Here is a 25,266-nt window from a genome sequence, read left to right on the forward strand (position 1 = left end):
TAATGCGTAAGTGGATGCTGGCTCTGGCGATGACCGGAGCAATGGGTACAGCTGCAGGAGCTGCGCAGGCCAATGAGGTGGCGGTACTGGACTGGCAGCAGGCCTTGCTTGAGACCACCTCGGCGCAGCAGTCGATGAACCAGCTCAAAAATCAGCTGGGCAGTCAGCAGCAGCAGGTCAGGTCACTGGGTGAAGAGGTGCAGCGTCTGCAGCAGCGTCTGCAAAGCGATGGTGATGTAATGTCCGACAGCGAGCGGCAAAACGTCATGCAACAACTGCGTCAGAAGGGCGGTCAGTTCCAGCAGCAGCGTGGTCAGCTTGAGCAAAAGCGTGCCGAGCAGGAGGAGGCCTTCCTGAAGCAGGCGCGCCCCAAACTCGACCGCGCCATCGAACAGGTGGTCAAGCGTCACAATGTGGATGTGCTGGTCGATCGTAACAGCGTGATCTATGCAGATGATGCGCTGGACCTGACTCAGGAAGTGACCCAAACCTTCAACTCGCTCAACTGAAGGCGCGCGTCGCTCCGCCAAGATGACAAGATATTCAAGTCAAGACTATACACTCGCCGATCTCGCCCAGCGTCTGGGTGCCACCCTTCATGGTGATGGCACCGTGCGTGTCGACGGGCTGTCGACCCTGCAGGATGCCGACACCACCGACATTGCCTTTCTGGCCAATCGCGCCTATCTGAAGGATCTGGCCAGTACCCGGGCGGCCGCCGTCATGCTGCATCCGGATCTGGTCCCCCAGTGTCCGGTGCCGGCACTGGCCATCGACAATCCCTATCTGGGCTATGCGCATCTTTCCCGCTGCTTCGCTCCGATTCTGCCCAGCCAGAGCGGCGGCATCCATCCTACGGCCGTGATCGATGACAGTGCCCGACTGGGTAATGATGTCACCGTGGCCGCCCATGCGGTGATCGGCGCGGGTGTCACGCTGGGTGACAGGGTCACGGTCGGTGCCAATAGCGTGGTGGGCGAATACTGTACGGTGGGTGAGGACAGCCTGATCCATGCCGGTGTCACGCTCTATCACGGGGTCATTATCGGCGCTCGCGCCATCATCCATGGTGGCGCCGTTATCGGTGGCGACGGATTCGGCTTTGCACACGACGGCAGCGGCTGGCACAAGATCGAGCAGCTCGGCGGCGTCATTCTCGGCGATGATGTGGAAGTGGGCAGCTGTACCAGTATCGATCGCGGCGCGCTGGATGACACGGTCATCGGCCACGACGTCAAGATCGATTCGCAGGTGCAGATCGCCCACAACGTGCACATCGGCGATCATAGTGCCCTGGCCGGCTGTGTCGGCATTGCCGGTTCCACTCATGTCGGTCGACACTGCCAGCTGGGCGGCGGTGTCGGGCTTGCCGGCCATCTGACGCTTTGCGATGGCGTCAATATTACCGGCATGAGTCTTGTCACCAATTCCATCGAGGCGCCCGGCATCTACTCGTCCGGTACCGGCTCGATGCCCAACGCGCTGTGGCGCAAAAACGCCGTGCGCTTCAAACAGCTTGATCAGCTGGCCAGAAGAATCACTCGTCTCGAACGCCAGAGCGACGGTGAGTAGGCGCTTTCGAGTCGCTGGCACAATTGGTTTTCCATTGCCGCTTTCGCGGCAAATATCATAATGGTGGGCCATGCGGCCGCCAGTCACATGCCTGCCGGTTCGGCAGGCATTTCGTTATGTCAGAGGTTGTGAGCCCATGGTCATGGATATCAACGAGATCCAGGAATATCTCCCCCATCGTTACCCGTTTTTGCTCGTGGATCGCGTTACCGCGCTGGAGCTGGGCGAATGCATTACGGCATGCAAGAACGTCAGCTACAACGAGCCCTTCTTTCAGGGGCATTTTCCGGGTCACCCGATCATGCCGGGGGTCCTGATTATCGAAGCGCTGGCCCAGGCCGCCGGTATTCTCGGTTTCAAGACGGTCGACAAGCGACCGGCCGATGGCTACATCTATTACTATGTCGGCAGTGACAATGTTCGCCTCAAGCGTCCGGTCTTTCCGGGCGATCAGCTGACGCTGGAAGCGCGCATGCTCAAGGCGCGCCGCGGCATCTGGAAGTTTTCCTGCCGTGCGCACGTCGGTGGTGAGGTGGTCTGTGAAGCCGATATCATCTGTGCCGAGAGGAAAGTCTCTTGATTCATCCATCTGCCATCATCGATCCTGCTGCGCGCCTGGCTGACGATGTCGAGGTCGGCCCGTTCAGCGTGATCGGTGCCGATGTCGAGATCGGCGCCGGAAGCGTCATCGGGCCACATGTGGTGGTCAGAGGGCCCACCACGATGGGTCGCAACAACCGTGTTTATCAGTTTGCGACCATCGGTGAAGACTGCCAGGACAAGAAGTACCGCGGGGAAGCCACGCGTCTTGAGATCGGCGACAACAATATCTTTCGTGAAGGCGTGACCGTTCACCGGGGTACCGTGCAGGACCAGGGCGTGACTCGTATCGGCAGCGGCGGGCTGTTCATGGCCTATGCCCACGTCGCCCACGACTGCATTCTGGGTGACAACGTGATCCTGGCCAATCAGGCCACGCTTGGCGGCCATGTCCATATCGGTGACAACGTGATTCTGGGCGGTTTGTCCGCCGTGCACCAGTTCTGCCACGTGGGTACCTACGCCATGTGCGGCGGCGGCTCCATCATCACCAAGGATATCGCGGCCTTTGTCATGGTGACCGGCAACCCGGCCGCCACGCACGGGCTCAATGCCGAGGGCATCAAGCGCCGTGGCTTTGACAGTGAAGTGATCAGCGAGCTGCGCCGTGCCTACAAGCTGGTGTTTCGCAGTCAGCAGACGCTGGCGCAGGCCCTGGAAGCCCTTGATCAGCAGGACAACCGCAGTGCCTGGCTTGATGTTTTCATCGATTCACTGAGAAGCTCATCGCGTGGCCTGACACGCTGATAGTGCAGACCGCTTGCCGGAGAGAACCACGATGCGCGTTTATCTGGTAGCCGGTGAGCTCTCGGGCGATATCCTGGGGGCGACACTGATGCGAGAGCTCAAGCGTCACTACGGTGATGATGTGAGCTTTCGCGGCATCGGTGGCCCCCGGATGATCGAGCAGGGGATCGAAAGCCTCTATCCGCTGGAAACACTTTCCATCATGGGGCTGGTCGAGGTGCTCAGGCATCTGCCGAAGCTGGTAGGCGTGCGCCGACATTTAAGGCGCGACGCGCAGAGCTGGGGCGCAGATATCATGATCGGCATCGATGCTCCGGACTTCAATCTGGGGCTGGAAGCGCAGCTCAGATCAAGCGGCATGACCACGGCGCATTATGTGAGTCCCTCGGTCTGGGCCTGGCGTCAGGGTCGGGTCAAAAAGATTCGGCGCGCCGTCGACATGATGCTGACCTTTCTGCCCTTTGAAGCCGAATTCTACGAGCGCCATGACGTGCCCGTTCGGTTTGTTGGGCATCCACTGGCCGAAGAGCTGCCGCTGAAAAATGACCGTCATCAGGCGCGCCAGACACTGGGCCTTGATGATAGTGCTCGCGTGCTGGCCGTGTTGCCGGGCTCGCGCGGCAGCGAAATCGGCTTCATGACCCCCGTTTTTCTTGAGGCCATCCGGCTTTTAAGACAGCGTCTGCCGGCGCTTGAAGTCATCATGCCGGCTGCCACTCCCACACGACGTGACGAGCTGCTGGCGCACGGCGTAGTCGAACAGGGGATTACGGTCGTGGACGGTCGGGCGTGGGAGGTCATGACGGCCGCCGATGCGGTGCTTCTGACCTCGGGCACCTCGGCACTTGAGGCCATGCTCTGCCATCGCCCCATGGTGGTGGCGTATCGCATGGCGCCCATGACCTGGCAGATCGCGCGACGCATGGTCAAGACCCGCTGGATCTCCCTGCCCAATCTGATTGCTCAGGAAAGTCTGGTACCCGAGCTGATTCAGGATGATGCTACGGGCGAGGCAATTGCTGCGGCATTGGCGCCTTTGCTCGAAAATGATAGCGAGGCCCGTGCGCTGAGCGAGCGCTTTATCGATATGCACAAAACGCTTCAGCGCGGTGCCAGTGCGCGGGCCGCCCTGGCCATTACCGAGCTGGTAGACCGGCCTCATTGAGACACCACCACGACAGACCATGAACTTTATTCCCGAAATCATGACTTCAAATGCCGAGCAGTCGCCGCTGGTCGTTCCCTATCAGGGCTGGCGTCTGGCGGGGGTCGATGAAGTGGGGCGCGGCCCATTGATCGGCACCGTTGTGGCCTGCGCCGTGATTCTCGACCCCGAGCGCCCCATCGAAGGGTTGATGGATTCCAAAAAGCTGACACCGGCGCGCCGGGAGCGTTTTGATCGCCTGATCCGCGAACAGGCGCTGGCCGTGTCGCTGGGTGAGGCCACGCCCGGCGAAATCGACACGCTCAATATTTATCACGCCACGCATCTGGCCATGTGTCGTGCCATTGATGGCCTGTCGATCACGCCGGAGTATCTGCTCGTTGACGGCAATCGCCTGCCCGGGCATCGCCTGCCGGGCCAGGCCGTCGTCAAGGGCGACAGTCGCGTGGCAGCCATTGCGGCGGCCTCGATCGTGGCCAAGGTGGCCCGCGACGCCCAGATGCACTCGCTGGACGTTCGCCATCCCGAATACGGTTTTGCCGCCCACAAGGGCTATCCGACCAAAGCCCATCTGGAGGCGCTGGCCCGTCTGGGGCCGCTGCCCGAGCACCGGCGCTCCTTCCGACCCGTCAGGGCACTGCTGGCGGACTGAATCCAACAGCTAACGCTTTTCTCTCTTTCCGGGCCACTGGCCCGGCAACGGTGTTCATCGGTACCATGGCGTTGCCTGTCCGGTGTCCCCCGAGACCATTCGTTGAATATAGCGAGCCTGCACCCATGACCACGCCCTTTGTACATTTGCGACTGCACAGTGAATATTCGCTGACCGACGGGCTGATCCGGCTCAAGGCGCTGACACAAAAGGCCGTCGAGATCGGCCAGCCCGCCCTGGCCGTTACCGATGAAACCAACCTGTTCGGTCTGGTCAAGATTTACAAACAGGCGCAGGGTGCCGGACTCAAGGCCATCGTGGGCAGCGATGTCTGGCTCTACAATCCTCAGGACCCGGCGCATCCCTATCGCCTGACCCTGCTGGCCATGAACCAGACTGGTTATCTCAATCTGACCAAACTGATTTCACGGGCCTGGCAGCACGGTCAACAGCAGGGGCGGGCCTACCTGCACAAGGAGTGGGTGCTCGAGCAAAGCGATGGGTTGATCGCCCTGTCCGGTGCCCGCGAAGGCGAGATCGGGCGCTATCTGCTGCACGGGCATACCGAGACCGCGCGCGAATTGCTCACCGAGTGGCAGCGATTTTTCCCCGACCGGTTCTATCTGGAGCTTCAGCGCACGGCGCGTGAAAACGACGAGGAATGCCTGCATCTCTGCGTAGAGCTTGCCATGGAAACCGGCACGCCGGTTGTGGCGACCAACGATGTGCGCTTTTTGTCCCGCGAGGATTACTGGGCGCACGAGACCCGGGTCTCGATCGGTGAAGGCAAGGCGCTGGACGACCCGCGCCGCGAGACGCGCTACACCGAAGAGCAGTATTTCAAAACGCCCGAGGAGATGGCAGCACTTTTCTCCGATATTCCCGAGGCGCTGGAAAACAGTGTCCACATCGCTGCGCGCTGCAGCGTTGAAATGCGCCTGGGCGAGATCTTTTTGCCGGAATATCCGGTGCCGGAAGGCCAGACCATGGAAGAGTTCTTCTGCGAACTCTCCCATGATGGCCTGACCCGACGTCTGGATCTGCTCTTCGGCGGCGAGCGCCCCATCTATCCGGGCCGCTCGCGCGAAGAGCACGAACCGGCATATCGCGAGCGGCTGGACTTCGAGCTCAACATCATCAATCAGATGGGCTTTCCCGGCTACTTTCTGATCGTGATGGACTTTATCCGCTGGGCGAAGCAAAACGATGTGCCTGTGGGGCCGGGACGTGGCTCGGGCGCCGGCTCACTGGTGGCCTACGCGCTGGAGATCACCGATCTCGACCCGCTGGAATACGATCTGCTGTTCGAGCGCTTTTTGAACCCCGAGCGTGTCTCCATGCCCGACTTTGACGTCGATTTCTGCATGGAAAAGCGTGACCGGGTCATCGACTACGTGGCCGACCGCTACGGGCGCAACGCCGTCTCACAGATCGTGACCTTTGGCACCATGGCGGCCAAGGCCGTGGTCCGTGACGTGGCGCGTGCCCAGGGAAAACCCTACTCGCTGGGCGACAAGCTCTCCAAGCTCATTCCCTTTGAAGTCGGCATGACCCTTGCCAAGGCGCACGAGCAGGAAAGCGCGCTGCGCGAGTTTCTGGAGGTCGACGAGGATGCCCAGGAAATCTGGGACATGGCGCGCCGGCTTGAGGGCATCACCCGCGGTACCGGCAAGCACGCCGGGGGCGTGGTGATTGCCCCCACCAGTCTGACCGACTTCTCGCCGCTGTTGTGCGACGAGGACGGCAGCGGGCTGATGGTGCAGTACGACAAAAACGACATCGAGGAGGCCGGGCTGGTCAAGTTCGACTTCCTGGGGCTTCGGACGCTGACCATCATCGACTGGGCACTCGAGATGGTCGATACGGTCCGGGCGCGAGAAGGCAAGGGAGGGCTGGATATTGCCACCATCCCGCTCGATGACAAGCCGACCTTTGACATGTTGAAAAAGGCCGAGACCACGGCGGTGTTCCAGCTGGAGTCACGCGGCATGAAGGAGCTGATCAAGCGCCTTCAGCCCGATTCGCTGGAAGACATGATCGCCCTGGTGGCCCTGTTCCGTCCGGGGCCGCTGCAGTCCGGCATGGTGGATGACTTTATCAACCGCAAGCACGGGCGCGCCGAGCTTGCCTATCCGCATCCCGACTATCAGCACGAGCTGCTCAAAAGCGTGCTGGAACCCACCTACGGCATCATCCTCTATCAGGAGCAGGTGATGCAGATCGCCCAGGTGCTGGCGGGTTACAGTCTGGGACAGGCGGACATGCTGCGCCGCGCCATGGGCAAGAAAAAGCCCGAGGAGATGGCCAAGCAGCGTGCCGGTTTCATGGAAGGGTGTGCCAGTAACGGCATCGATGCCGATCTGGCGGGCAATCTCTTTGATCTGGTCGAGAAGTTTGCCGGTTACGGCTTCAACAAGTCCCACTCGGCGGCCTACGGTCTGGTCTCTTATCAGACCGCCTGGCTCAAGGCGCACTACCCGGGCCCCTTCATGGCCGCGGTGCTCTCGACCGAGATGGACAACCTGGACAAGGTGGTGCCCTTGATCGAGGAGTGCCGGCGCATGGGGCTCACCGTTACCCCGCCGGACGTCAACATCGGCAGCTACCGCTTCAGCGTCAACGAGCAGGGGCAGGTGGTCTATGGCCTCGGAGCGATTCGCGGTGTGGGTGAAGGCCCGATCGGTGCCATCGTTGAGGCGCGCGATGCCGGCGGCCCTTTCCAGGATCTCTTTGATTTCTGCCGTCGCATTGATGGCAAACGCATGAACAAGCGCACGCTGGAGGCGCTGATTCGCTCCGGGGCGCTGGACCATCTGGGGCCGTCGCGCGCGGTGCTGTTTTCGGCGCTGGAAGATGCCCTGCGCGCGGCGTCGCAGAGCCAGAACAATGCCAGTATCGGCATGGTTGACATGTTCGGCGAGGCGTTTGTCTGCGAAGAGGCAGGCGACATCGATGTCTACAGTGACCATCGCGGCGCGCGCAACTGGAGCGACCGGGACCGGCTGGCCGGGGAAAAGGACACGCTGGGGCTTTATCTGACCGGCCATCCCATCGATGAGTACGAAAGCGAGCTCAAGCGTTTTGTCTCGACCCGCATCGTTGATCTCAGGCCGTCGCGCGAGCCGCAGCGGGTGGCCGGGCTGATCGTTGCCATGCGTACCATGAAGTCAAAGCGGGGTGACACCATCGCCTTTGTCACCCTTGATGACCGCACCAGCCGGATCGAGGCGTCCCTGTTCGGCGAGCTCTATGATCAGGTGCGCCAGCATCTGGCGGCCGACCGGGTGGTGATTCTTGAAGGTGAGGTCAGCCTGGACGACTACTCCGGCGGGTTGCGCCTGCGGGCGAAGGAGGTCACACCCATGGTCGAGGCCCGTGCCCGCTTTGGCGAGGCGCTCGAGATCAGCATCGATATCGAGCGCATCAACGGCCGCTTCAGCCGCACGCTCATGGATCGACTGACGCCGCATCTGGACCAGCAGGGGTTGCCCGTTCGGCTTCAGTATCGCAATCATCAGGCCGGCGGCTGTCTGGAGTTTGATCCGCAGTGGCGGGTATCGCCCTGTGACGAGCTGATCACCGGGCTTCAGGAGGGCGTGGAAGGCCATCCCGAGGTCAGGCTTTGCTACCGCTGAGCCTGTCGAGATGGCCCGGTATCGCATCACGGTACAATAGATATCGAACCATGGTTGCACCCAACGCCCACAATGGGATAATGGCCCACCGATTCACCGACGCCGTGCGCTGCCTTTCCATGCTGCGACGGTCCAGGCCGATACTGTCGTGCACGCCCTGCGCTGCTCGCGTTGATGAAAGAGCTCTGTGACGTACCCTATGAATCCGAACTATCTCGACTTTGAACAGCCGATTGCCGAACTGCAGGCCAAGATCGAAGAACTGCGGCTGGTGGGCAACGACAGCAAGATCAACATCAGTGACGAGATTGCCAAGCTCGAGGACAAGAGCCGCAAGCTGACCGAGCAGATCTTTCGCGATCTGACCTCGTGGCAGGTTTCTCAGCTGTCTCGTCATCCCCAGCGCCCCTACACGCTGGACTATCTTGCCGAAATCTTCACCGAATTCGATGAGCTGCACGGCGATCGCAGCTTTGCCGATGACGCCGCCCTGGTCGGCGGCGTGGCCCGTCTTGATGACCGCCCCGTCATGGTCATCGGCCATCAGAAGGGCCGCACGGTCAAGGACAAGGTGCGCCGCAACTTTGGCATGCCGCGTCCGGAAGGCTATCGCAAGGCCTGCCGACTGATGGAGATGGCCGAGCGCTTTCACATGCCCATTCTGACGTTCATCGACACGCCCGGCGCCTATCCGGGCATCGATGCCGAAGAGCGCGGTCAGAGTGAAGCCATCGCCCGCAATCTGGCAGTCATGTCGCGTCTGAAAACGCCCATCATCTCGACCGTGATCGGTGAGGGCGGCTCCGGCGGCGCCCTGGCCATCGGCGTGTGCGACTCGCTGTCCATGCTGCAGTTTTCCACCTATTCGGTCATTTCCCCGGAAGGGTGTGCCTCGATCCTGTGGAAAAGTGCCGATCGCGCCTCGGATGCGGCTCAGGCCATGGGCATCACGGCGACCCGGCTCAGGGAGCTCGGGTTTGTCGATACGCTGATCGAGGAGCCGCTGGGCGGTGCGCATCGTCACGTCTCCGAAATGGGACGCCGCCTCAAGGGGTCGCTGCTGCATCAGCTGGATGTGCTCCAGGCCATGGACACCCAGTCCCTGCTGGAGCGGCGCTACGAGCGGTTGATGAGCTATGGTGCGCTCGACTGATCGCGACCGCGACCAGGGAGGCATACAAAACGGGAAGGCTCTGCCTTCCCGTTTTTGATGGTCACCACCTCCGAGCAGGGAGCCTCCGGTCATGACACCGTCACTTGAAGCACGCATCGAAAACGCCATGGCAGCGATGCACGAGCGCTCGCCCGCCGCAACGCTCTGGGTGGCGCTGTCGGGCGGGCGTGACAGTACCTGTCTGTTGCTGCTGGCCGCCCGCGCGGTTCGACGCTATCCCGATATCACTCTGCACGCCATTCATGTCCACCACGGGCTGCAGCCGGCGGCCGAATCCTTTGTCGAGTCGGCCCGTCGCGCCTGCAAGCAGTTGGGCGTAGCGTTGCGGGTCGAGCGAGTCACTCCTGAGGGTGACGACGGGCTGGAAGCCCGGGCCCGTCGCGCACGCTACGCCGTGTTCGAAGCCCTGCTGGCGCCCGGTGATACCCTGTGGATGGCCCATCATCAAAACGATCAGGCCGAAACGCTGCTGTATCGCCTGATGCGCGGTAGCGGCGTGCGCGGGCTGGCTGGCATGCCCGCGCATCGCGCGCTGGGGGCAGGCCGGCTCGAGCGGCCACTTTTGCAGGCCGCGCGTGAGGAGATCGATGCCTGTCTGGTTGATGAGCCCATTGCCTGGTGTGACGACCCCACCAACGACGACGATCATCAGGATCGCAACTACCTGCGCCATCGGGTCATGAAACCTCTCAAGACGCGCTGGCCGGCGGCTGCCGAACAGATGGCGCGCAGCGCTGACCATCTGCGCGAGGTCGATGCGCTTTTGCAGGCGCTGGCGGCGATGGATCTCGCGGCGCTGGGTGGCTCGCCCGACCGGCTGCCGCGCGAGACGCTGTGTGCGCTGAGCCGGCCAAGACAGCGGCTGGTCATGACAACTGCGATCGAGCAGCTGGGATTGGCTTTGCCGCCGCGTGGACGGCTGGAGACCCTGCTGGACCAGCTGGCCCGTGCAGGGATGGACCGTCAGGTGCACATCGACTGGCCCGGCGGTCAGGCGCGTCTGTGGCGGGGTATCCTGTTTCTGATGGTCGAAAACGATGTGGCAGCGCCTGATCACGCATGGTCAATGACATGGGATGGCCAGGCGCCGATCGCGACACCGCTGGGCGTCATTGGCGATCAAATCAGGCCCCCGGCAGGCGAGAAGCCGGCACTGACGCTGGCGCCGCGCGCTGGTGGAGAAAAACTTCAGGTGCGCGGGCAGCGCCGAACGCTTAAAAAGCTGCTGCAGGAGCAGGCCATCCCGCCCTGGCAGCGCGACCGGATCGTTGTTGTGTGGCACGACAGTGACCCGGTCGGCGTGCTGGGGCCGCTGCGGCTGGCGGCCGATGGCTGGACGCTGGAAGCGCGCCCTGATGACTCAGGGCGTATCGATGACAAGTGTTAACGCGGCCCGCTGCTGCCACTGACGCTCAAGTGCCAGGTCCTGCTGCAATAGCTCGGGCACCGGCCTGGCGAAGGCCAGCTCAAGGCGTTGGTCATCGGCGCGCAGCTCGGGCTGCCAGTCACTGTCGGGGTCGCGGGCGCGGCACAGCACCACGGCCAGTCGCAAAAGGCGCGCCAGGTGCATGAGATCGCCTGCAGGCAGTGCCGCACGATGTTCAGGGGGTGGTTCGGGGAACTGTCGACGATGCGCCTGCACCAGCCAGGCCAGGGTGAGCTGGTCGGGCAGCGAAAAGCCCGGCATGTCGCTGTTGGCCAGCAGGTAACTGCCGTGCTGGTGATAGCGGTTGTGGGCGACCCCCAGACCGATCTCATGGACCATGGCCGCCTGTTCCAGTAGCTTGCGGGAAGCATCATCGAGCGCCAGGGCGGAGGCCACCTGGTCAAACAGCACCAGTGTTGTGGCGGCCACGTATTCGGCGTGTCGGGTATCGACCTGATACTGGCGCTGCATGTCGCCAAGTGTGATGTGGCGCACGTCGTGGCGGGTGTCGCGTGAGAGAAGATCCAGCAATACCCCGTCACGAAGCGCACCGCTGGTATGCTGCATGTGTGTCAGATCCAGTGCCTGAAAAATGGCGCTCAAAATGGCCACGCCGGCGGGAAAGACCCGGGCCCGATTGCTTTTGAGACCGGCCATGCTGACTCGGTCCAGATGACCCTGTTCGATCAGCTGCCGGCGCAGTTCCAAAAGCCCGTCGCGCGTGATTTCGCCCTTTTTCAGGTGCGGCTGCATCGCCTTGAGCGTGGCGGCGGCGGCCTTGATGGTGCCCGAGGTACCGATGGCACGCTGCCAGCTCAGGCGGCGATAGTGCGTGGTGATGTTGGCAAGCTCAAGCAGGGCGGCCTGCTCGGCGGCCTGCATGGTGGCTTCGGTGATCTCGCCGCTGTCGAAAAAGCGACGCGTATAGGCCACACAGCCCATTTCCAGACTTTCCAGCGCCAGCGGCCGGGTACCGGCGCCCACGATCAGCTCGGTCGAGCCGCCGCCGATGTCGGCCACCAGACAGTTTGCGGTATCGTCCTGCCAGGCGGTAGAGGCGCCCTGATAGATCAGGCGTGCTTCCTCGCGACCCGAAATGGTCTCGATTCGCTGGCCCAGACACTGCTCGGCGCGGATCACGAAATCGATACTGTTGGCGGCCGAGCGCAGGGCATTGGTGCCCACGACCCGCAGCCGATCCACCCGGTGTTCATCGATGATGGTGCCGAACTCCTGCAGGCATTCAAGGGCCCGCATCATGACGCTTTCATCAAGACGGCCCTGGTCGTCAAGCCCGGCGGCGAGCTGTACCTTTTTGCTGCACTTTTCAAGTTCGGTGAAATGGCCGTTGTCGGCATCCACGATCAAAAGGTGAAAGCTGTTGGAGCCCAGGTCCACGGCAGCCAGGCGTAGCGGGCCGGAAGAGGGTAGTGTCTGAACATGCGTCATGAGCCGATATCCATGGCGTTGCTGTCCTTGCAGGCCCCGTCCATCAGGCCCATTCGGTCAGGTATTGGTTCGCCAAAGAGTGATATCAGGCTGATATCATGTCAATTGCTTAAACGGGCAGCTCGCCCCGGAAGGCAGACGATAACAAGACGTCAACGGGGAGAAGCATGAGCACCATCATTGATCTGGATGAAAACCGCTTTGAGCAGGAAGTGGCCGACAAGCACGAACCGGCACTGATTGTGCTGACCGCCGACTGGTGCCGTCCCTGTCGGGTTCTGATGCCCGTGCTTGAAGATGTGGCCGGAGACTACGCCGAGCGTGTGAAGGTCTATCGCGTCGATATCAACGCCTCACCCGGGCTTGCCACACGCCTGGGGGCCCGTGGGGTGCCGACCCTGTGTCTTTTCGTTGATGGCACGCTTGAGACCACACGTGTCGGGGCACTTTCCACAACCCAGCTACAGCAGCTGCTTGATGAGCATCTTTAAATAAGGCTTTGGTCAGAGGCGCCGAAGTCGGCGCTTCCCGGCGCGATAAAAGGGCTTGCGTCAGTGATCAGCGTTGTCTAACATCGGTGCGTTCGCCTGATTTCAGCTGCTTGCCAGCCGCCGAGCGAGCCAGCAGGGTCATATTGCTTTTCTCCCAGTCTGTCACGCCATTTCTCAAGCAGACGAACGGACCCTGAAGCTGTCGGTGCTGAACTCGGGTTTTACCGTCATATTACTTCTTTCCTTCGAACGAGGCGCTTTTCGGGTGTATCTCCATTGCCGGGGTTTCAATAACCATCAGGCGTCGAGACCCCGCGGGCTCTGATTACAATCAGGCGGTATTCAAGATACCGTTTCCTGTCCCGGCCGCATCTCTTACAGCCATGCTGACTAAAGCGATTTCCGAATCAAGCCGATGAATCTAACCGAACTCAAGCAAAAGACTGTTCCCGAGCTGTTGGAAGTTGCCCAGGAAATGGGCATCGACAATCTGGCTCGTTCGCGCAAGCAGGACATCATTTTCGCCATCCTCAAAAAGCACGCCAAAAGCGGCGAGGATATCTACGGCGATGGCGTACTCGAAATCCTTCAGGATGGCTTTGGTTTTCTGCGCAGTGCCGACTCTTCCTATCTGGCCGGCCCTGATGACATCTATGTCTCTCCGTCGCAGATTCGCCGCTTCAATCTTCGCAAGGGCGACTCGATCGCCGGCAAGATTCGTCCGCCCAAGGAAGGCGAGCGCTACTTTGCGCTGCTCAAGGTCAATCAGATCAACTTTGATCGACCCGAGAACGCCAAGCACAAGATCCTGTTTGAAAACCTGACGCCGCTGTTTCCCCAGGAGCGTCTGGTCATGGAGATCGGCAACGGCTCCACGGAAGACATCACCTCGCGCGTCATTGACCTGACCTCGCCGATCGGCAAGGGCCAGCGCGGTCTGATCGTCTCGCCGCCCAAGGCGGGCAAGACGATGATGCTGCAAAACATCGCCAATTCGATTACCCGTAACAATCCCGAATGTCACATGATTGTGCTGCTGATCGATGAGCGTCCGGAGGAGGTCACCGAGATGTCGCGTACCGTGCGCGGCGAAGTCGTGGCTTCCACCTTCGATGAGCCGCCGGCGCGTCATGTGCAGGTCGCCGAAATGGTGATCGAAAAGGCCAAGCGTCTGGTCGAGCACAAAAAGGACGTGGTGATCCTGCTGGATTCCATTACCCGTCTGGCCCGTGCCTACAACACCGTCGTTCCGAGCTCCGGCAAGGTGCTGACCGGTGGTGTGGATGCCCACGCTCTTGAAAAGCCCAAGCGCTTTTTCGGTGCGGCTCGTAACATCGAAGAGGGCGGCAGCCTGACCATTCTGGCGACCGCGCTGGTGGATACCGGCTCCAAGATGGATGAAGTCATCTTCGAGGAGTTCAAGGGTACCGGTAACATGGAAGCGCATCTGGACCGCAAGCTGGCCGAAAAGCGTGTCTATCCGGCGCTCAATATCCGCCGCTCCGGCACGCGTCGTGAAGACCTGATCGCCTCAGAGGACGAAATGCAGCGTATGTGGATTCTGCGCAAGCTGCTCAATCCGATGGAAGATGTGGCGGCCACCGAGTTTCTCATCGACCGGTTGAAGGATACCAAGACCAATCTGGAATTCTTCGAGGCCATGAAGCGCCGCTAGCGCGTCCTGCGGTGTCACGGGCGTTGTCGGAAGGCGCCTGCATGAGAGGGGCAGCATGCTATGCTGCCCCTTTGCTTTATTACGGGAAGGATCGGCATGAAGTATCGCGATCTGCGGGAGTTTATCCAGGGGCTCGAGCGGATGGGGGAGCTCAAGCGTGTTACCGCTGAAGTCGACCCTCATCTGGAAATGACCGAGATATGTGATCGCGTGCTGCGCGATGAAGGACCGGCCCTGCTGTTTGAAAACGTGCGTGGCAGCACGATGCCGGTGCTGGCCAATCTGTTTGGCACGCCGCGCCGGGTGGCGCTGGGCATGGGCCAGGACAGCGTGGGTGCCCTGCGAGAGGTCGGCGAGCTGCTGGCCTTTTTAAAGGAGCCCGAGCCGCCCAAGGGATTTCGTGACGCCTGGCAGAAGGTGCCGATTTTCAAGCAGGTCATGAGCATGGGGCCGCGCCACGTCAAAAAGGCGCCGTGTCAGGAAGTCGTGCTCGAGGGAAGCGATGTCGATCTGGATGTCATCCCCATTCAGCACTGCTGGCCGGGGGATGCCGCGCCGCTGGTGACCTGGCCTCTGGTCATTACCAAAGGGCCGCACAAGGAGCGCCAGAATCTGGGCATCTATCGCCAGCAGAAGCTGTCGAAAAATCGCCTGATCATGCGCTGGCTGTCCCATCGCGGCGGGGCGCTGGATTTTCGCGACTGGCAGCAGTCGCATCCGGGCGAGCCCTTTCCGGTGGCGGTGGCGCTGGGCGCTGATCCAGCCACCATTCTGGGCGCCGTGACGCCGGTACCCGATTCGCTGTCCGAATACGCCTTTGCCGGGCTGCTGCGCGGCTCCAAGACCGAGCTGGTCAAGTGTCATCACGCCGATCTCAGCGTGCCGGCCAGCGCCGAGATCGTGCTGGAAGGCCATATCTATCCTGATGACATGGCGCCGGAAGGCCCCTTTGGCGATCACACCGGTTATTACAACGAAGTCGATACCTTCCCGGTCTTTACCGTCGAGCGCATTACCCATCGCCGCGATCCCATCTATCATTCTACCTACACCGGGCGCCCGCCGGATGAACCGGCCGTGCTGGGCGTGGCGCTCAATGAGGTCTTTGTGCCCATTCTGCGTCGCCAGTTTCCTGAAATCGTCGACTTCTATCTGCCGCCCGAAGGGTGCTCCTATCGCCTGGCCGTGGTGTCGATGAAAAAGCAGTATCAGGGACACGCCAAGCGCGTGATGATGGGCGTGTGGAGCTTTTTACGTCAGTTCATGTACACCAAGTTCGTGATCGTGGTGGATGATGACGTCAACACCCGCGACTGGAAGGATGTGATCTGGGCCATCACGACGCGCATGGACCCTTCCCGCGATACGGTCATGGTGGACAATACGCCGATCGACTATCTCGACTTTGCCTCGCCGGTCAGCGGTCTGGGCTCCAAGATGGGTCTTGATGCGACGTCCAAGTGGCCGGGCGAAACCCAGCGCGAGTGGGGCACGCCGATTGTGATGAGCGATGAGATCAAGGCCCGGGTGGACGAGCGCTGGGACGACTACGGCATCAATACCTGAGCCGTCAACGGCTCGGGAGTTACCGACACAATGCACTGCTGCATTTCTATCGATTGAAGGAAGCACCATGTCTGCCAGGACGCTGACCTGTAGGGTCGAGACCATGGAAACGCTATCGGCCGATGTCTATCGCCTTTTTCTGCGTGGCGACCCGCAACAGATCCTGTTTGCCCCGGGTCAGTATCTGACGCTGGTGGTACAGGGCAATCATCTGCCGTTTTCGATTGCCAATGCGCCCAACGGTGAGGGCATTCTCGAACTGCACATCCAGTATGTGGCCGAAAGCGACAACGCACGGGCGCTGTTTGAACAGCTCCATGTGGGCGCCGAGATCGAGGTCTCGCTGGCCGGCGGGGAGTCGGTGCTGGAGCTCGATGATCCGCGGCCGCTGCTTTTGATCGCGGCCGGCACCGGGTTTGCACAGATGAAATCCATCATCGAGGCCTCGCTTGCTCTGCATCCCGAGCGTCCCATCCATCTATGGTGGGCGGCGCGCGCGCGCAGCGAGCTTTATATGGAGCTTCAGGCGCGCCACTGGGCCGAACAACACGAGCAGTTCAGCTTTACGCCCGTGGTGGAGTTGCCTGGTGAAGAGGATTTTGACGGTGTGGTCGAGCGTATCGATAACGCTCTGCATGATCGCGTTCAACGTGCCGACGAGGCCAGCATCTTTATCGCCGGCTCCCCCGGCATGGTCTATGCCGTGGTGGACACGCTGGCCCGGATCGAGCCCATGGCCAAGCGAATCTTTTCCGATGTCTTCAGCTACGCGCCTCGAGTGCAGGGGCAGGACGCGGCGTCATGAGCCAGGCGCCCATACTGATCACCGGCGGCGGTCAGCGACTGGGCCGCTACTGTGCCGAACGCCTGCATGACGATGGCCACCCGGTCATCATCACCTATCGCCGCGAACGCCCCGCCATCGAGGCGCTGCGACGTCGGGGCATTACCGCGCTGTATGCCGATTTCTCCAACGAGGCCGACATTCTGGATTTCATTGCCCGGTTGAAGGTGCACACCGGTGCGCTGCGGGCGATTATTCACAATGCTTCGCACTGGCAGCGCGATGAGGACAGCGCCTCGCGTGGCGAGGACTTTGCCCTGATGTTTCAGGTGCACATGCAGGCGCCCTATCTTATCAATGTGCATGCTCATGCGCTTTTGATGGCCTGTCCCGAACCCATGCGCGACATCATCCATGTCACGGATTACAGCGCCTCCCACGGATCAAGAAAGCATATGGCCTATGCCGCCACCAAGGCCGGGCTCGAGAATCTGACCCTGTCCATGGCTCGGCGTTTTGCGCCTGACATCAAGGTCAACGCCATTGCGCCTGCCGGCATCATGCTCAATGCCGACGACGGTGATGACTATGTGGCGCACCTCAACGCCCGGTCGGCCCTGCCTGCGGTGCCCGGGCCCCGGGTGATCTGGCAGGGCGTGCGCTATCTGCTTGATAGTGCTTTCGTCACAGGGACCACATTGCCTGTTGACGGCGGACGCCATGTGAAGTGAACTGGTGTCGGCGACCGGGTCGCCGGATATTTTTGGTGTTCAACAACAACGCTGTTCCAACGACCGTGACAGGTGGCCATCATGACATCGCCGTCGACGTTACTTAAGGATCGTGCATTGCTGGTCGGTATTGTGGCCGGCGTCGTAGTGATATCGCTGGCGGCCGCGCTGCCGGCACTGTTTATCTGGAAGGAGTTTCTCATCTGAGTCAGCCATGCTAGTCTCGGATGATTGACCACGGGGTCCCTGACCCCCGGACAGTCGAACCAGATATCGTTGATCAGGATAACCTGCATGCCACATTTCATGCTCAATGACACACCGATACGGCACTCGCCTCAGGCGATGGCCGTGTTGTCGTGTGTCCATGGCATGGTCGGTTATCCAGTGGGCTATTGGTTTAGAGACAGGCACGCCTGAGTCATCAGGGCGTGCCGGTGTCTACCGTGCTGCCCACCCATGAAACCCCCGGTTGGCAGCATGCCACCGGGGGTTTTTTGTTTTTCATGTCACGGGTCAACGGCCCGATAGCCATCAGGAGAGCAGCATGACCATGACTTATAACAACGACTCGACTTTTGACTGGCGATTTAACCACACGCTGACGGCGTTTCGAGCGCTGGCCGTCGGCGTGCTGGCACAGGGCGCTCCAGAATCCCGATTGTTACGCTGTTAAAGGATAGAAAAACGCCATGAACGCCTTACTCAATACTGTCGAGCCTGCCGCTGCCACCTGCGCTGATCAAAACGGTATCGCCGGTGGCCCGGGTGTTGCCCAGCCGCTGCCAACACCGAGTGCCCTCAAGGAGGCCATCGCGCTTGAGCCCGCTTTAAAAGAGCAGATCGCCGGTCATCGCCAGGCGGTTCGAGACATTCTGGACGGGCGGGATTCACGTCTGCTGGTCGTGATGGGGCCCTGTTCGATTCATGATCGCGACAGTGCGCTTGACTATGCCCGACGCCTGAAAGGGCTTGCCGATGAGGTGGCTGACAGCATGGTGCTGGTCATGCGGGTCTACGTCGAGAAGCCGCGTACGACCGTGGGCTGGAAAGGGCTGGTCTATGATCCGCATCTTGATGGCAGCAACAACATGGCAGAAGGGCTGGCCAGTACGCGCCGGCTCATGCGCGATATTACCGCGCTGGGTCTGCCGATCGCCTGCGAGCTGCTTCAGCCCATGCTGAGCGCCTACATGGAGGATCTGATCAGCTGGGCCGCCGTCGGGGCACGGACCACCGAGTCACAGATTCACCGCGAGATGGTCAGTGCGCTGCCCATGCCCACGGGATTCAAAAACGGCACCGACGGCGGCATTCAGGTTGCCATCGATGCCATGGGCGCCAGTCGCCATGGTCATCGCTATCCGGGCTTTGATGACAATGGCTGTCCGGCGCTTTTACACTCCAGCGGCAATCCGAATACGCACCTGGTGCTGCGCGGTGGCCATCAGGGGCCCAATCATGATGCTCAAAGCGTTCAGCAGGCCATTGATGCGCTCGGCAGGGCCGGTGTTTCAACGGCCATCATGGTGGACTGCTCTCATGCCAATAGCGGCAAGGACCCGGCTCGACAGCCGCTGGTGCTTGACGAAGTCATTCGCCAGCGTCTTGAAGGCACCTCATCACTGGTCGGCGTCATGCTTGAAAGCCATCTGGAGGCAGGCAAGCAGTCCCTGGGCGGCACGTTGCACTATGGCGTCTCCGTGACCGACGCCTGCCTTGGGTGGACCGACAGCGAACATCACCTGCGCCGTGTCGCGCAGCGCCTGTCCAAAAAGGAATCAATGGCGCAGTACGCCTGAGCTGCGACGAGACGGTTTTGGCGCAAAAGCAAAGGCCCGGACACCCAAGGGTGTCCGGGCCTTTTTAAAATGTCTCTGACAAAAAATGCAAGGCCTCAGGGCCGTGCCGCGTAGGCGTACAGCAGGGTTTCCTGCGCGCTGATGGCGGCTTCATCCTTGCCCGGGCAGCGCTTTTCATAGTGGCCATCCGGCTGTAGCGTCCAGCTCTGGCAGTTGTCCAGCATGTAGGTGTCCAGATCCTTTCTGACTCGCTGGGCGATCTTTTTGTCCAGCAGAGGAAAGCAGGTCTCGACGCGCTGGAACATGTTGCGCTCCATGAAGTCGGCGCTGGAGCACCAGGTTTCGGACTTGCCGGCGTTGTGAAAGTAAAAGACGCGGGTATGTTCCAGAAAGCGGCCCACCACCGAGCGCACCGTGATGTTGTCGGAGATGCCGGGCACGCCCGGGCGCAGACAGCAGGTGCCGCGAATGATCAGCTGACAGATGACGCCGGCCTGCGAGGCCCGGTACAGCGCCTGGATCAGTTTGGGCTCTGTCAGGGAGTTGCACTTGACGGTCAACATGGCCTTGCGCCCCTTGCGGGCGTGCGCGGTTTCCCGGTCGATCAGCTCGACCAGACGCTTGTGCAGCGTGAAGGGCGCATGCAGAAGATGCTCGGTATGGCGCGGCTCTCCCATGCCCGAAAGCTGCTGGAAGACATGGTGCACATCCTCGCACAGCGTTTCGCGCGCCGTCAGCAGGCTGTAGTCGGTATAAAGCTTCGCTGTCTTTGAGTGGTAGTTGCCGGTGCCCATGTGGGCGTAGTGGCGAATGCGTCCGGCTTCGCGGCGGACGATATGCAGCATCTTGGCGTGGGTCTTGTAGGCCATGACGCCATAGATCACGTTGGCACCGGCTTCCTGCAGTCGAGAGGCGAGTGCGATATTGTCGGCTTCATCAAAGCGCGCCCGCAGCTCGATGACCACGGTCACTTCCTTGCCGCTGCGTGCCGCGTCCACCAGCGCGCTGACCACCCCCGAATCGGAGCCGGTGCGGTAGAGCGTCTGCTTGATCGCCAGCACGCCCGGATCACGCGCGGCCTCGGCCAGCCAGTTTTCGATGACGCCGAATGACTCCCAGGGATGCAGCAGCAAAATATCCTGCCGGCTGATCAGATCAAACAGGCTCTCATCCTTGCGCAGCGCCTTCGGCAGGCCCGGCACAAACGGGTTGTAGCGCAGATCGCTGCGCTCGCTGTCGCCGATCATGGCCATCAGTCGGCTCAGGTTGACCGGGCCATCGACCAGATACAGATCCTCCTGGCCGAGCTGAAACTGCTTGAGCAGAAAATCGCTTAAATGCGCCGGACAGTTGTTGGCCACTTCCAGGCGCACGCCATCGCCGTAGCGTCTGGCCAGCAGTTCGCTTTTGAGCGCCGAGGCCAGATCCGCCACATCCTCGGTGTCCATGGCAAGGTCGGCGTTGCGGGTCAGGCGGAACTGATAGCAGCCGCGTACCGTCATGCCGGGAAAGAGCTGTTCAGCGTGGGCATGAATCATCGAGGACAAAAACACATACTCCTGACATCCCTCGCGCTCCAGCGCCTCCGGCAATCTGATCAGACGGGGCAACGAGCGCGGCGCCGGAATAATGGCCATGCCGCCCTCACGGCCGAAGGCGTCGCAGCCTTCCAGTTCGACGATGAAATTAAGGCTTTTGTTGACCAGCCGCGGAAAGGGGTGCGACGGGTCCAGCCCGATCGGACTGATGACCGGCATGATCTCGTCATCGAAGTAGGCGCTGACCCAGTCACGCTGCGCCCTGTTCCAGCTGTTGCGGCGCAGGAAATGGATGCCGCGCTCGGCCAGCGCCGGAATCAGTTGGGTGTTGAGAATATGGTACTGGCGCTCTACCTGCTCATGGGCGGTGGTGGCGATGTCATGAAAAATGCTCGAGGTCGAGTGGCCATCCATGCCGGGCGTTTCGTTGCCGTAGGCGATGCGCCGCTTGAGACCGGCTACGCGAATTTCAAAGAACTCATCCAGATTGGATGAAAAAATCAGCAAAAACGTGAGCCGCTCGAGCAGGGGATGGGTTTCATCAAGTGCCTGTTCGAGAACGCGAACGTGAAACCTCAGCGTCGAGAGTTCACGGTTGAAATAGAGCCCGGCATCATCCAGGTCGCGTGCGGCATTGGCGGCGGCTCTGGCGCGGATGCCGGCATGCGTATGGTTGATCCTCAACGTCGAGGCAGGGTCATTCTCGGTTGAGGCGGGTGTTTCGCAAGCCGGGGTAGTGGGCAGTGATGACATCGAGAACTCTCCGGGAAATGACATGCGGCCCAAAAAACCGCATCCACCAGTGTGGGAAACTCTCATGACGCTTTCATGACAGTCAGTCTGCCTTGGGCGCCGGTACGGCCTGGCCTTGAAAAAGTGACATCAGCATGACCGTTGTTTTATCCAGCCAGGCCCTGCCAGCGCCTGGCGTGTCGGTAGACGAAAGTCGGGGCACGCCGCCCTGTCTGACGCGATACAGTACGTTCGGAGAAGGCATGGCCGGTCTGGTCACGACCACACCGGCGCCTTCTGCAGTGTTTGGGCCGCCGCTCTCAGGCAGCGCCACTAACGCCGGGCGTGGGGCCTGCCTGGCCCCGATTGCCGGGAATGGTGTCCTGACGATATACGGTACAGGGCCCGGAGCGATATTGATAATGAGGCCAGGCCCTGCACAAGCCACATGGGATCACAAAGGGGCTTGTGGAACCAGATCCATGGTCTGATAGGCTTTTTGCCGGATTCCCTCCCGTTTCCGGCGGCGATGCCATAGCGTTGTGGCGACGATCTCCTTGACGGATGAAAACGGGCAGAATCGGATCATCAACCGTCATTGTGCTTTCCTGCATCAAGGGCATGGCGCTCAAGAGCGAACACCTGCAGCGCAAACCTGACATGAACGAATACAATCATGATAGCTGGCCTGTCCGGCAGCGGTGGCGATTATCGTCGCAATTGATCAGGCATCCTTTGGTGCCGGTCACCCCTGTCTGCCCGGGAAGGCGGATGACATGTATCTCATGGGAGCAGCAGCATGAAAAAGCGTGTAGCAGTCGTGATTTCCGGATGTGGATGGCTGGATGGCACGGATGTACAGGAGCTGACGATGGTGCTGTTGCGCCTGGATCAGCTGGGCCTTGAATGGAGCTGCTTTGCCCCCGACGTGGCGCAGCATCACGTGATTGACCACACCAGCGGCGAGCCCATGGACAGTGAAGGCCGCCATGCCATGGTGGAGTCGTGTCGCATGGTGCACGAGCGCATCTATCCGCTGGACAAACTGCAGTCAGCAGAGTTTGGCGCGATCATCATTCCCGGCGGGCATGGTGCCATCAATCAACTGAGCGATTTCGCCGTCAGCGGCTCTTCCATGCAGGTGCTGGAACAGCTTGTTTCCCGGCTTCACGAATTTCATGATGCGCGCAAGCCCATCGCCCTGGTCGGCATGGCGGCGCTGCTGGTGCCGCGGCTTTTTGAGCAGGCCATTCCGGTGACGCTGGGGCAAAGTGCGGCCCTTTCCGGCACCATCAGTGCCATGGGGGGATTACATAAAAGCGTCGGCGTGGGCGAGATCGTAGTGGATATCGAGCACCGTGTTCTCACCACACCCGGCTGGCTGATGGGCAAACGCCCCTCGGAGATCGCTCAGGGGCTTTTCAAGCTGGTGGAGCGGGTTAATACCCTGATGGAGCAGCCGCGCTGACGCGCGGCCGGTTTGCCTAGCTGTCGGTGTCGTTCATCTCGACGTCATCACGCCCGCCGCGCGGGTTACGAATGAGACGAGCAAAGAGGATCCCGACCTCGAACAAAAGCCACATGGGCCCTGCCAACAGTGTCTGGGAGATGATGTCTGGCGGTGTCAGCACCATGCCCACGATAAAGCAGGCAATGACCACATAAGGGCGCTTGGCCGTGAGCGCCTGCACCGTGGTGGCACCGGTCAGCACCAGCAAAAAGGTGGCCACCGGAATTTCAAATGCCAGCCCGAACGCCATGAAAAGCTTGAGCACGAAGGAGAGGTAGGCATTGATGTCGGTCATGATTTGCACATCTGCCGGCCCGGCGGTGGTGAAAAACTGAAACAGCAGCGGAAACACCACGTAGTAGGCAAAGGCGGCCCCGCCGTAAAACAGCATGACGCTTGAGCCCAGAATGGGCAGGGCCAGCTTCTTCTCGTTGGCATAAAGGCCCGGGGCGATAAAGGCCCAGGCCTGATAGAGCACAAAGGGAATGGCCAGAAACAGCGACACGATCAGCGTCAGCTTGAACGGCGCCAGAAACGGCGAGGCGACTTCCGTGGCGATCATCTGCGAGCCGGGCGGCAGCAGCGCCATGAGCGGCTCGGCCACAAAGGTGTAGATCTGATTGGAAAAGGCATAAAGCGCGGCAAACGCCACCACGATGACGATCATGGCGCGTAAAAGGCGCGAGCGCAGTTCAATAAGGTGATCGATCAGCGGTGTCTGCGACTGATTATCGTCCTGTGGGCTCATCGATCGTGGTTATCCCTGTCATGACGGTCCGATGCCGGTGGTCGAGAGACGGCGGCATCGGATGGTTTCTGCTCATCAAAAGCGGCCTCGGAGGCCGGCGCCGGGGCAGTCGAAGGGTCGGCAGTGTTCGCATGGCGATCCGGTGCCGGCCTGGTTGACGATTCGACATCAGGCTTTGGGTGCTCTGGCGTCTGATCGGTTCCGGGTGTCTCATCGACCCTGGGTGGCTCGTCTGTTGGCTGTGACGAGCGCTCATCAGCAAGGGCCTTGTCCGAAAGCTTTCGACTGCCGGCAGAGGGATCATCTCCCAGACTCTCGATATCAGTCCGGGCCTTTTTCAGCCCCTGATCGAAGCGGTCCTGCTGGCTTTTCATCTTGCGCTGCAGCTCTTCGGTCTCGAGCTGGGAGGTGATCTCCTGCTGAACGCTGGAAACCGTTCGCTTGATCTTTCCCAGCCACAGGCCGGCCGTGCGTGCTGCCGTTGGCAGACGCTCGGGGCCCAGCACCACCAGGGCGATGGCGCCGATCACGATCAGCTCGGGAAAACTGACATCGAACATTGAGAGTTATTTCCGGGTGTCTTCTTTTTCGCGCGTGTCCGTATGGCTATCGATGGTCTCGTTGCCCGGGGTCTCGTCATGCTTGACGCGCTGCTGAGGTTTGCTGGTCGTGTCGTCATCATCGTTGACGGCCTGCTTGAAGCCCTTGATGGCGCCGCCCAGATCGCCGCCCAGATTGCGAAGCTTTTTCGTGCCGAAAATCAGAATAATGATGCCCAGAACGATCAGAAGCTGCCAGATACTGATACCACCCAACATGGCGTTTCTCCATTGTGTCCGACAGGACACGGTCGTTGATAAGTCCGGTGCCGCCAGGGGCTGCACCTTCATTGTAGTGATAGGACAGGCAAAAGGGGCAAACGTTAGCCGTTAGTGCGCGATGCCTTTTCCTCGAGTCCCGAAATGCCCTGACGACGTGCCAGCTCTTCAAGCACGCCGCGATGGTCCAATCCCAGATGCGAGAGCATGACCAGCGAATGAAACCAGAGATCGGCCGTCTCGTTGACCAGTGCCTGACGGGCGCTTTCGTCACCGTGCTCGGCATCGCGGGCGGCCAGGATCGCTTCGATCGATTCTTCGCCCACCTTTTCCAGAATCTTGTTGAGACCGCGCTGGTGCAGGCCGGCGACGTAGGACGTATCAGCGTCACCATGGCGCCGCTCGGCCAGGCGTTGATCGAGCTGCTCGAGAATCGTGCTCATTGAGATGG

23 protein-coding genes are annotated in these 25,266 nt (G+C 60.9%); 17 read left to right on the top strand and 6 right to left on the bottom strand.

Features of this window, described 5'->3' with window-relative positions; genetic code table 11:
- Window positions 1-2: 2 nt before the first annotated feature.
- The 9 genes from ACXMYO_RS01055 to tilS all read left to right on the top strand — a co-directional run bounded on the left by ACXMYO_RS01055 (window position 3) and on the right by tilS (window position 10,932).
- Complete coding sequence (locus ACXMYO_RS01055) at window positions 3-509, top strand: OmpH family outer membrane protein (RefSeq protein WP_457807530.1); 507 nt, start codon at window positions 3-5, stop codon at window positions 507-509.
- A gap of 22 nt (window positions 510-531) precedes the next feature.
- The gene (lpxD, locus tag ACXMYO_RS01060) at window positions 532-1,572 is read left to right on the top strand and encodes a UDP-3-O-(3-hydroxymyristoyl)glucosamine N-acyltransferase (protein ID WP_457807531.1); all 1,041 of its coding nucleotides are present in this window, start codon (window positions 532-534) and stop codon (window positions 1,570-1,572) included.
- A 136-nt stretch (window positions 1,573-1,708) separates the two neighbouring features.
- A complete protein-coding gene (fabZ, locus tag ACXMYO_RS01065) occupies window positions 1,709-2,152 on the top strand; it encodes a 3-hydroxyacyl-ACP dehydratase FabZ (RefSeq protein WP_115854698.1) in 444 nt (147 codons plus the stop codon).
- A complete protein-coding gene (gene lpxA, locus ACXMYO_RS01070) occupies window positions 2,149-2,919 on the top strand; it encodes an acyl-ACP--UDP-N-acetylglucosamine O-acyltransferase (RefSeq protein ID WP_438766210.1) in 771 nt (256 codons plus the stop codon). The genes fabZ and lpxA overlap by 4 nt, the downstream gene beginning before the upstream one ends.
- 31 nt (window positions 2,920-2,950) lie before the next feature.
- Window positions 2,951-4,084, top strand: coding sequence for a lipid-A-disaccharide synthase (lpxB, locus tag ACXMYO_RS01075; RefSeq protein ID WP_457807532.1), 1,134 nt, complete (start codon window positions 2,951-2,953; stop codon window positions 4,082-4,084).
- 19 nt (window positions 4,085-4,103) lie between these two features.
- Window positions 4,104-4,736 carry a ribonuclease HII gene (gene rnhB, locus ACXMYO_RS01080; protein ID WP_457807533.1) on the top strand — a complete coding sequence of 211 codons (633 nt, stop codon included), beginning with the start codon at window positions 4,104-4,106 and terminating at the stop codon, window positions 4,734-4,736.
- A 125-nt stretch (window positions 4,737-4,861) separates the two neighbouring features.
- The gene (gene dnaE / locus ACXMYO_RS01085; RefSeq protein ID WP_457807534.1) at window positions 4,862-8,371 is read left to right on the top strand and encodes a DNA polymerase III subunit alpha; all 3,510 of its coding nucleotides are present in this window, start codon (window positions 4,862-4,864) and stop codon (window positions 8,369-8,371) included.
- Between the two features lie 199 nt (window positions 8,372-8,570).
- A complete protein-coding gene (accA, locus tag ACXMYO_RS01090; protein ID WP_438768519.1) occupies window positions 8,571-9,524 on the top strand; it encodes an acetyl-CoA carboxylase carboxyl transferase subunit alpha in 954 nt (317 codons plus the stop codon).
- 91 nt (window positions 9,525-9,615) lie between these two features.
- A complete protein-coding gene (tilS, locus tag ACXMYO_RS01095; protein WP_457807535.1) occupies window positions 9,616-10,932 on the top strand; it encodes a tRNA lysidine(34) synthetase TilS in 1,317 nt (438 codons plus the stop codon).
- On the opposite strand, the gene ACXMYO_RS01100 is transcribed toward tilS, so the two are convergent.
- Window positions 10,906-12,420 (bottom strand): Ppx/GppA phosphatase family protein, encoded by a 1,515-nt coding sequence (locus ACXMYO_RS01100; RefSeq protein ID WP_457807536.1) that lies wholly within the window; start codon window positions 12,418-12,420, stop codon window positions 10,906-10,908. The two genes, tilS and ACXMYO_RS01100, sit on opposite strands and share 27 nt — an antisense overlap.
- A gap of 167 nt (window positions 12,421-12,587) precedes the next feature.
- Here ACXMYO_RS01100 and ACXMYO_RS01105 point away from each other — a divergent pair, with 167 nt between their 5' ends.
- The 7 genes from ACXMYO_RS01105 (at window position 12,588) to ACXMYO_RS01135 (ending at window position 19,469) form a co-directional block, all read left to right on the top strand.
- The gene (locus ACXMYO_RS01105; RefSeq protein ID WP_438766218.1) at window positions 12,588-12,911 is read left to right on the top strand and encodes a thioredoxin domain-containing protein; all 324 of its coding nucleotides are present in this window, start codon (window positions 12,588-12,590) and stop codon (window positions 12,909-12,911) included.
- A gap of 415 nt (window positions 12,912-13,326) precedes the next feature.
- The gene (gene rho / locus ACXMYO_RS01110) at window positions 13,327-14,586 is read left to right on the top strand and encodes a transcription termination factor Rho (protein ID WP_086620628.1); all 1,260 of its coding nucleotides are present in this window, start codon (window positions 13,327-13,329) and stop codon (window positions 14,584-14,586) included.
- 96 nt (window positions 14,587-14,682) lie between these two features.
- On the top strand, window positions 14,683-16,152 hold the full coding sequence (gene ubiD, locus ACXMYO_RS01115) for a 4-hydroxy-3-polyprenylbenzoate decarboxylase (protein WP_457807537.1): 1,470 nt from the start codon (window positions 14,683-14,685) through the stop codon (window positions 16,150-16,152).
- 67 nt (window positions 16,153-16,219) lie between these two features.
- Window positions 16,220-16,957 carry an FAD-binding oxidoreductase gene (locus tag ACXMYO_RS01120; protein ID WP_457807538.1) on the top strand — a complete coding sequence of 246 codons (738 nt, stop codon included), beginning with the start codon at window positions 16,220-16,222 and terminating at the stop codon, window positions 16,955-16,957.
- The gene (folM, locus tag ACXMYO_RS01125; RefSeq protein WP_457807539.1) at window positions 16,954-17,667 is read left to right on the top strand and encodes a dihydromonapterin reductase; all 714 of its coding nucleotides are present in this window, start codon (window positions 16,954-16,956) and stop codon (window positions 17,665-17,667) included. Before ACXMYO_RS01120 ends, folM begins: the two co-directional genes overlap by 4 nt.
- Window positions 17,668-18,214: 547 nt before the next feature.
- Window positions 18,215-18,343 (top strand): hypothetical protein, encoded by a 129-nt coding sequence (locus ACXMYO_RS01130; RefSeq protein WP_438766224.1) that lies wholly within the window; start codon window positions 18,215-18,217, stop codon window positions 18,341-18,343.
- 16 nt (window positions 18,344-18,359) lie between these two features.
- Complete coding sequence (locus ACXMYO_RS01135) at window positions 18,360-19,469, top strand: 3-deoxy-7-phosphoheptulonate synthase (RefSeq protein ID WP_457807540.1); 1,110 nt, start codon at window positions 18,360-18,362, stop codon at window positions 19,467-19,469.
- A gap of 95 nt (window positions 19,470-19,564) precedes the next feature.
- Here ACXMYO_RS01135 and ppk1 read toward each other — a convergent pair whose 3' ends face one another.
- A complete protein-coding gene (ppk1, locus tag ACXMYO_RS01140) occupies window positions 19,565-21,760 on the bottom strand; it encodes a polyphosphate kinase 1 (RefSeq protein WP_457807541.1) in 2,196 nt (731 codons plus the stop codon).
- Window positions 21,761-22,538: 778 nt separating this feature from the next.
- Between ppk1 and elbB the strand changes: the two genes are divergently transcribed.
- Entirely contained in the window at window positions 22,539-23,207 is a 669-nt protein-coding gene (gene elbB, locus ACXMYO_RS01145; protein ID WP_438766227.1) for an isoprenoid biosynthesis glyoxalase ElbB, read from the top strand.
- Window positions 23,208-23,223: 16 nt separating this feature from the next.
- On the opposite strand, the gene tatC is transcribed toward elbB, so the two are convergent.
- The 4 genes from tatC to ACXMYO_RS01165 form a co-directional block, all read right to left on the bottom strand.
- Window positions 23,224-23,997: a twin-arginine translocase subunit TatC gene (tatC, locus tag ACXMYO_RS01150; protein ID WP_438766228.1), complete on the bottom strand. Its 774-nt coding sequence runs from the start codon at window positions 23,995-23,997 to the stop codon at window positions 23,224-23,226.
- Window positions 23,994-24,557 carry a Sec-independent protein translocase protein TatB gene (gene tatB / locus ACXMYO_RS01155; protein ID WP_457807542.1) on the bottom strand — a complete coding sequence of 188 codons (564 nt, stop codon included), beginning with the start codon at window positions 24,555-24,557 and terminating at the stop codon, window positions 23,994-23,996. Before tatB ends, tatC begins: the two co-directional genes overlap by 4 nt.
- A gap of 6 nt (window positions 24,558-24,563) precedes the next feature.
- On the bottom strand, window positions 24,564-24,815 hold the full coding sequence (gene tatA, locus ACXMYO_RS01160; protein ID WP_438766231.1) for a Sec-independent protein translocase subunit TatA: 252 nt from the start codon (window positions 24,813-24,815) through the stop codon (window positions 24,564-24,566).
- A 104-nt stretch (window positions 24,816-24,919) separates the two neighbouring features.
- Window positions 24,920-25,258, bottom strand: coding sequence for a phosphoribosyl-ATP diphosphatase (locus ACXMYO_RS01165; protein ID WP_438766232.1), 339 nt, complete (start codon window positions 25,256-25,258; stop codon window positions 24,920-24,922).
- Between the last annotated feature and the right edge of the window lie 8 nt (window positions 25,259-25,266).

The sequence above is a fragment of the Kushneria sp. EE4 genome, from assembly GCF_977968315.1.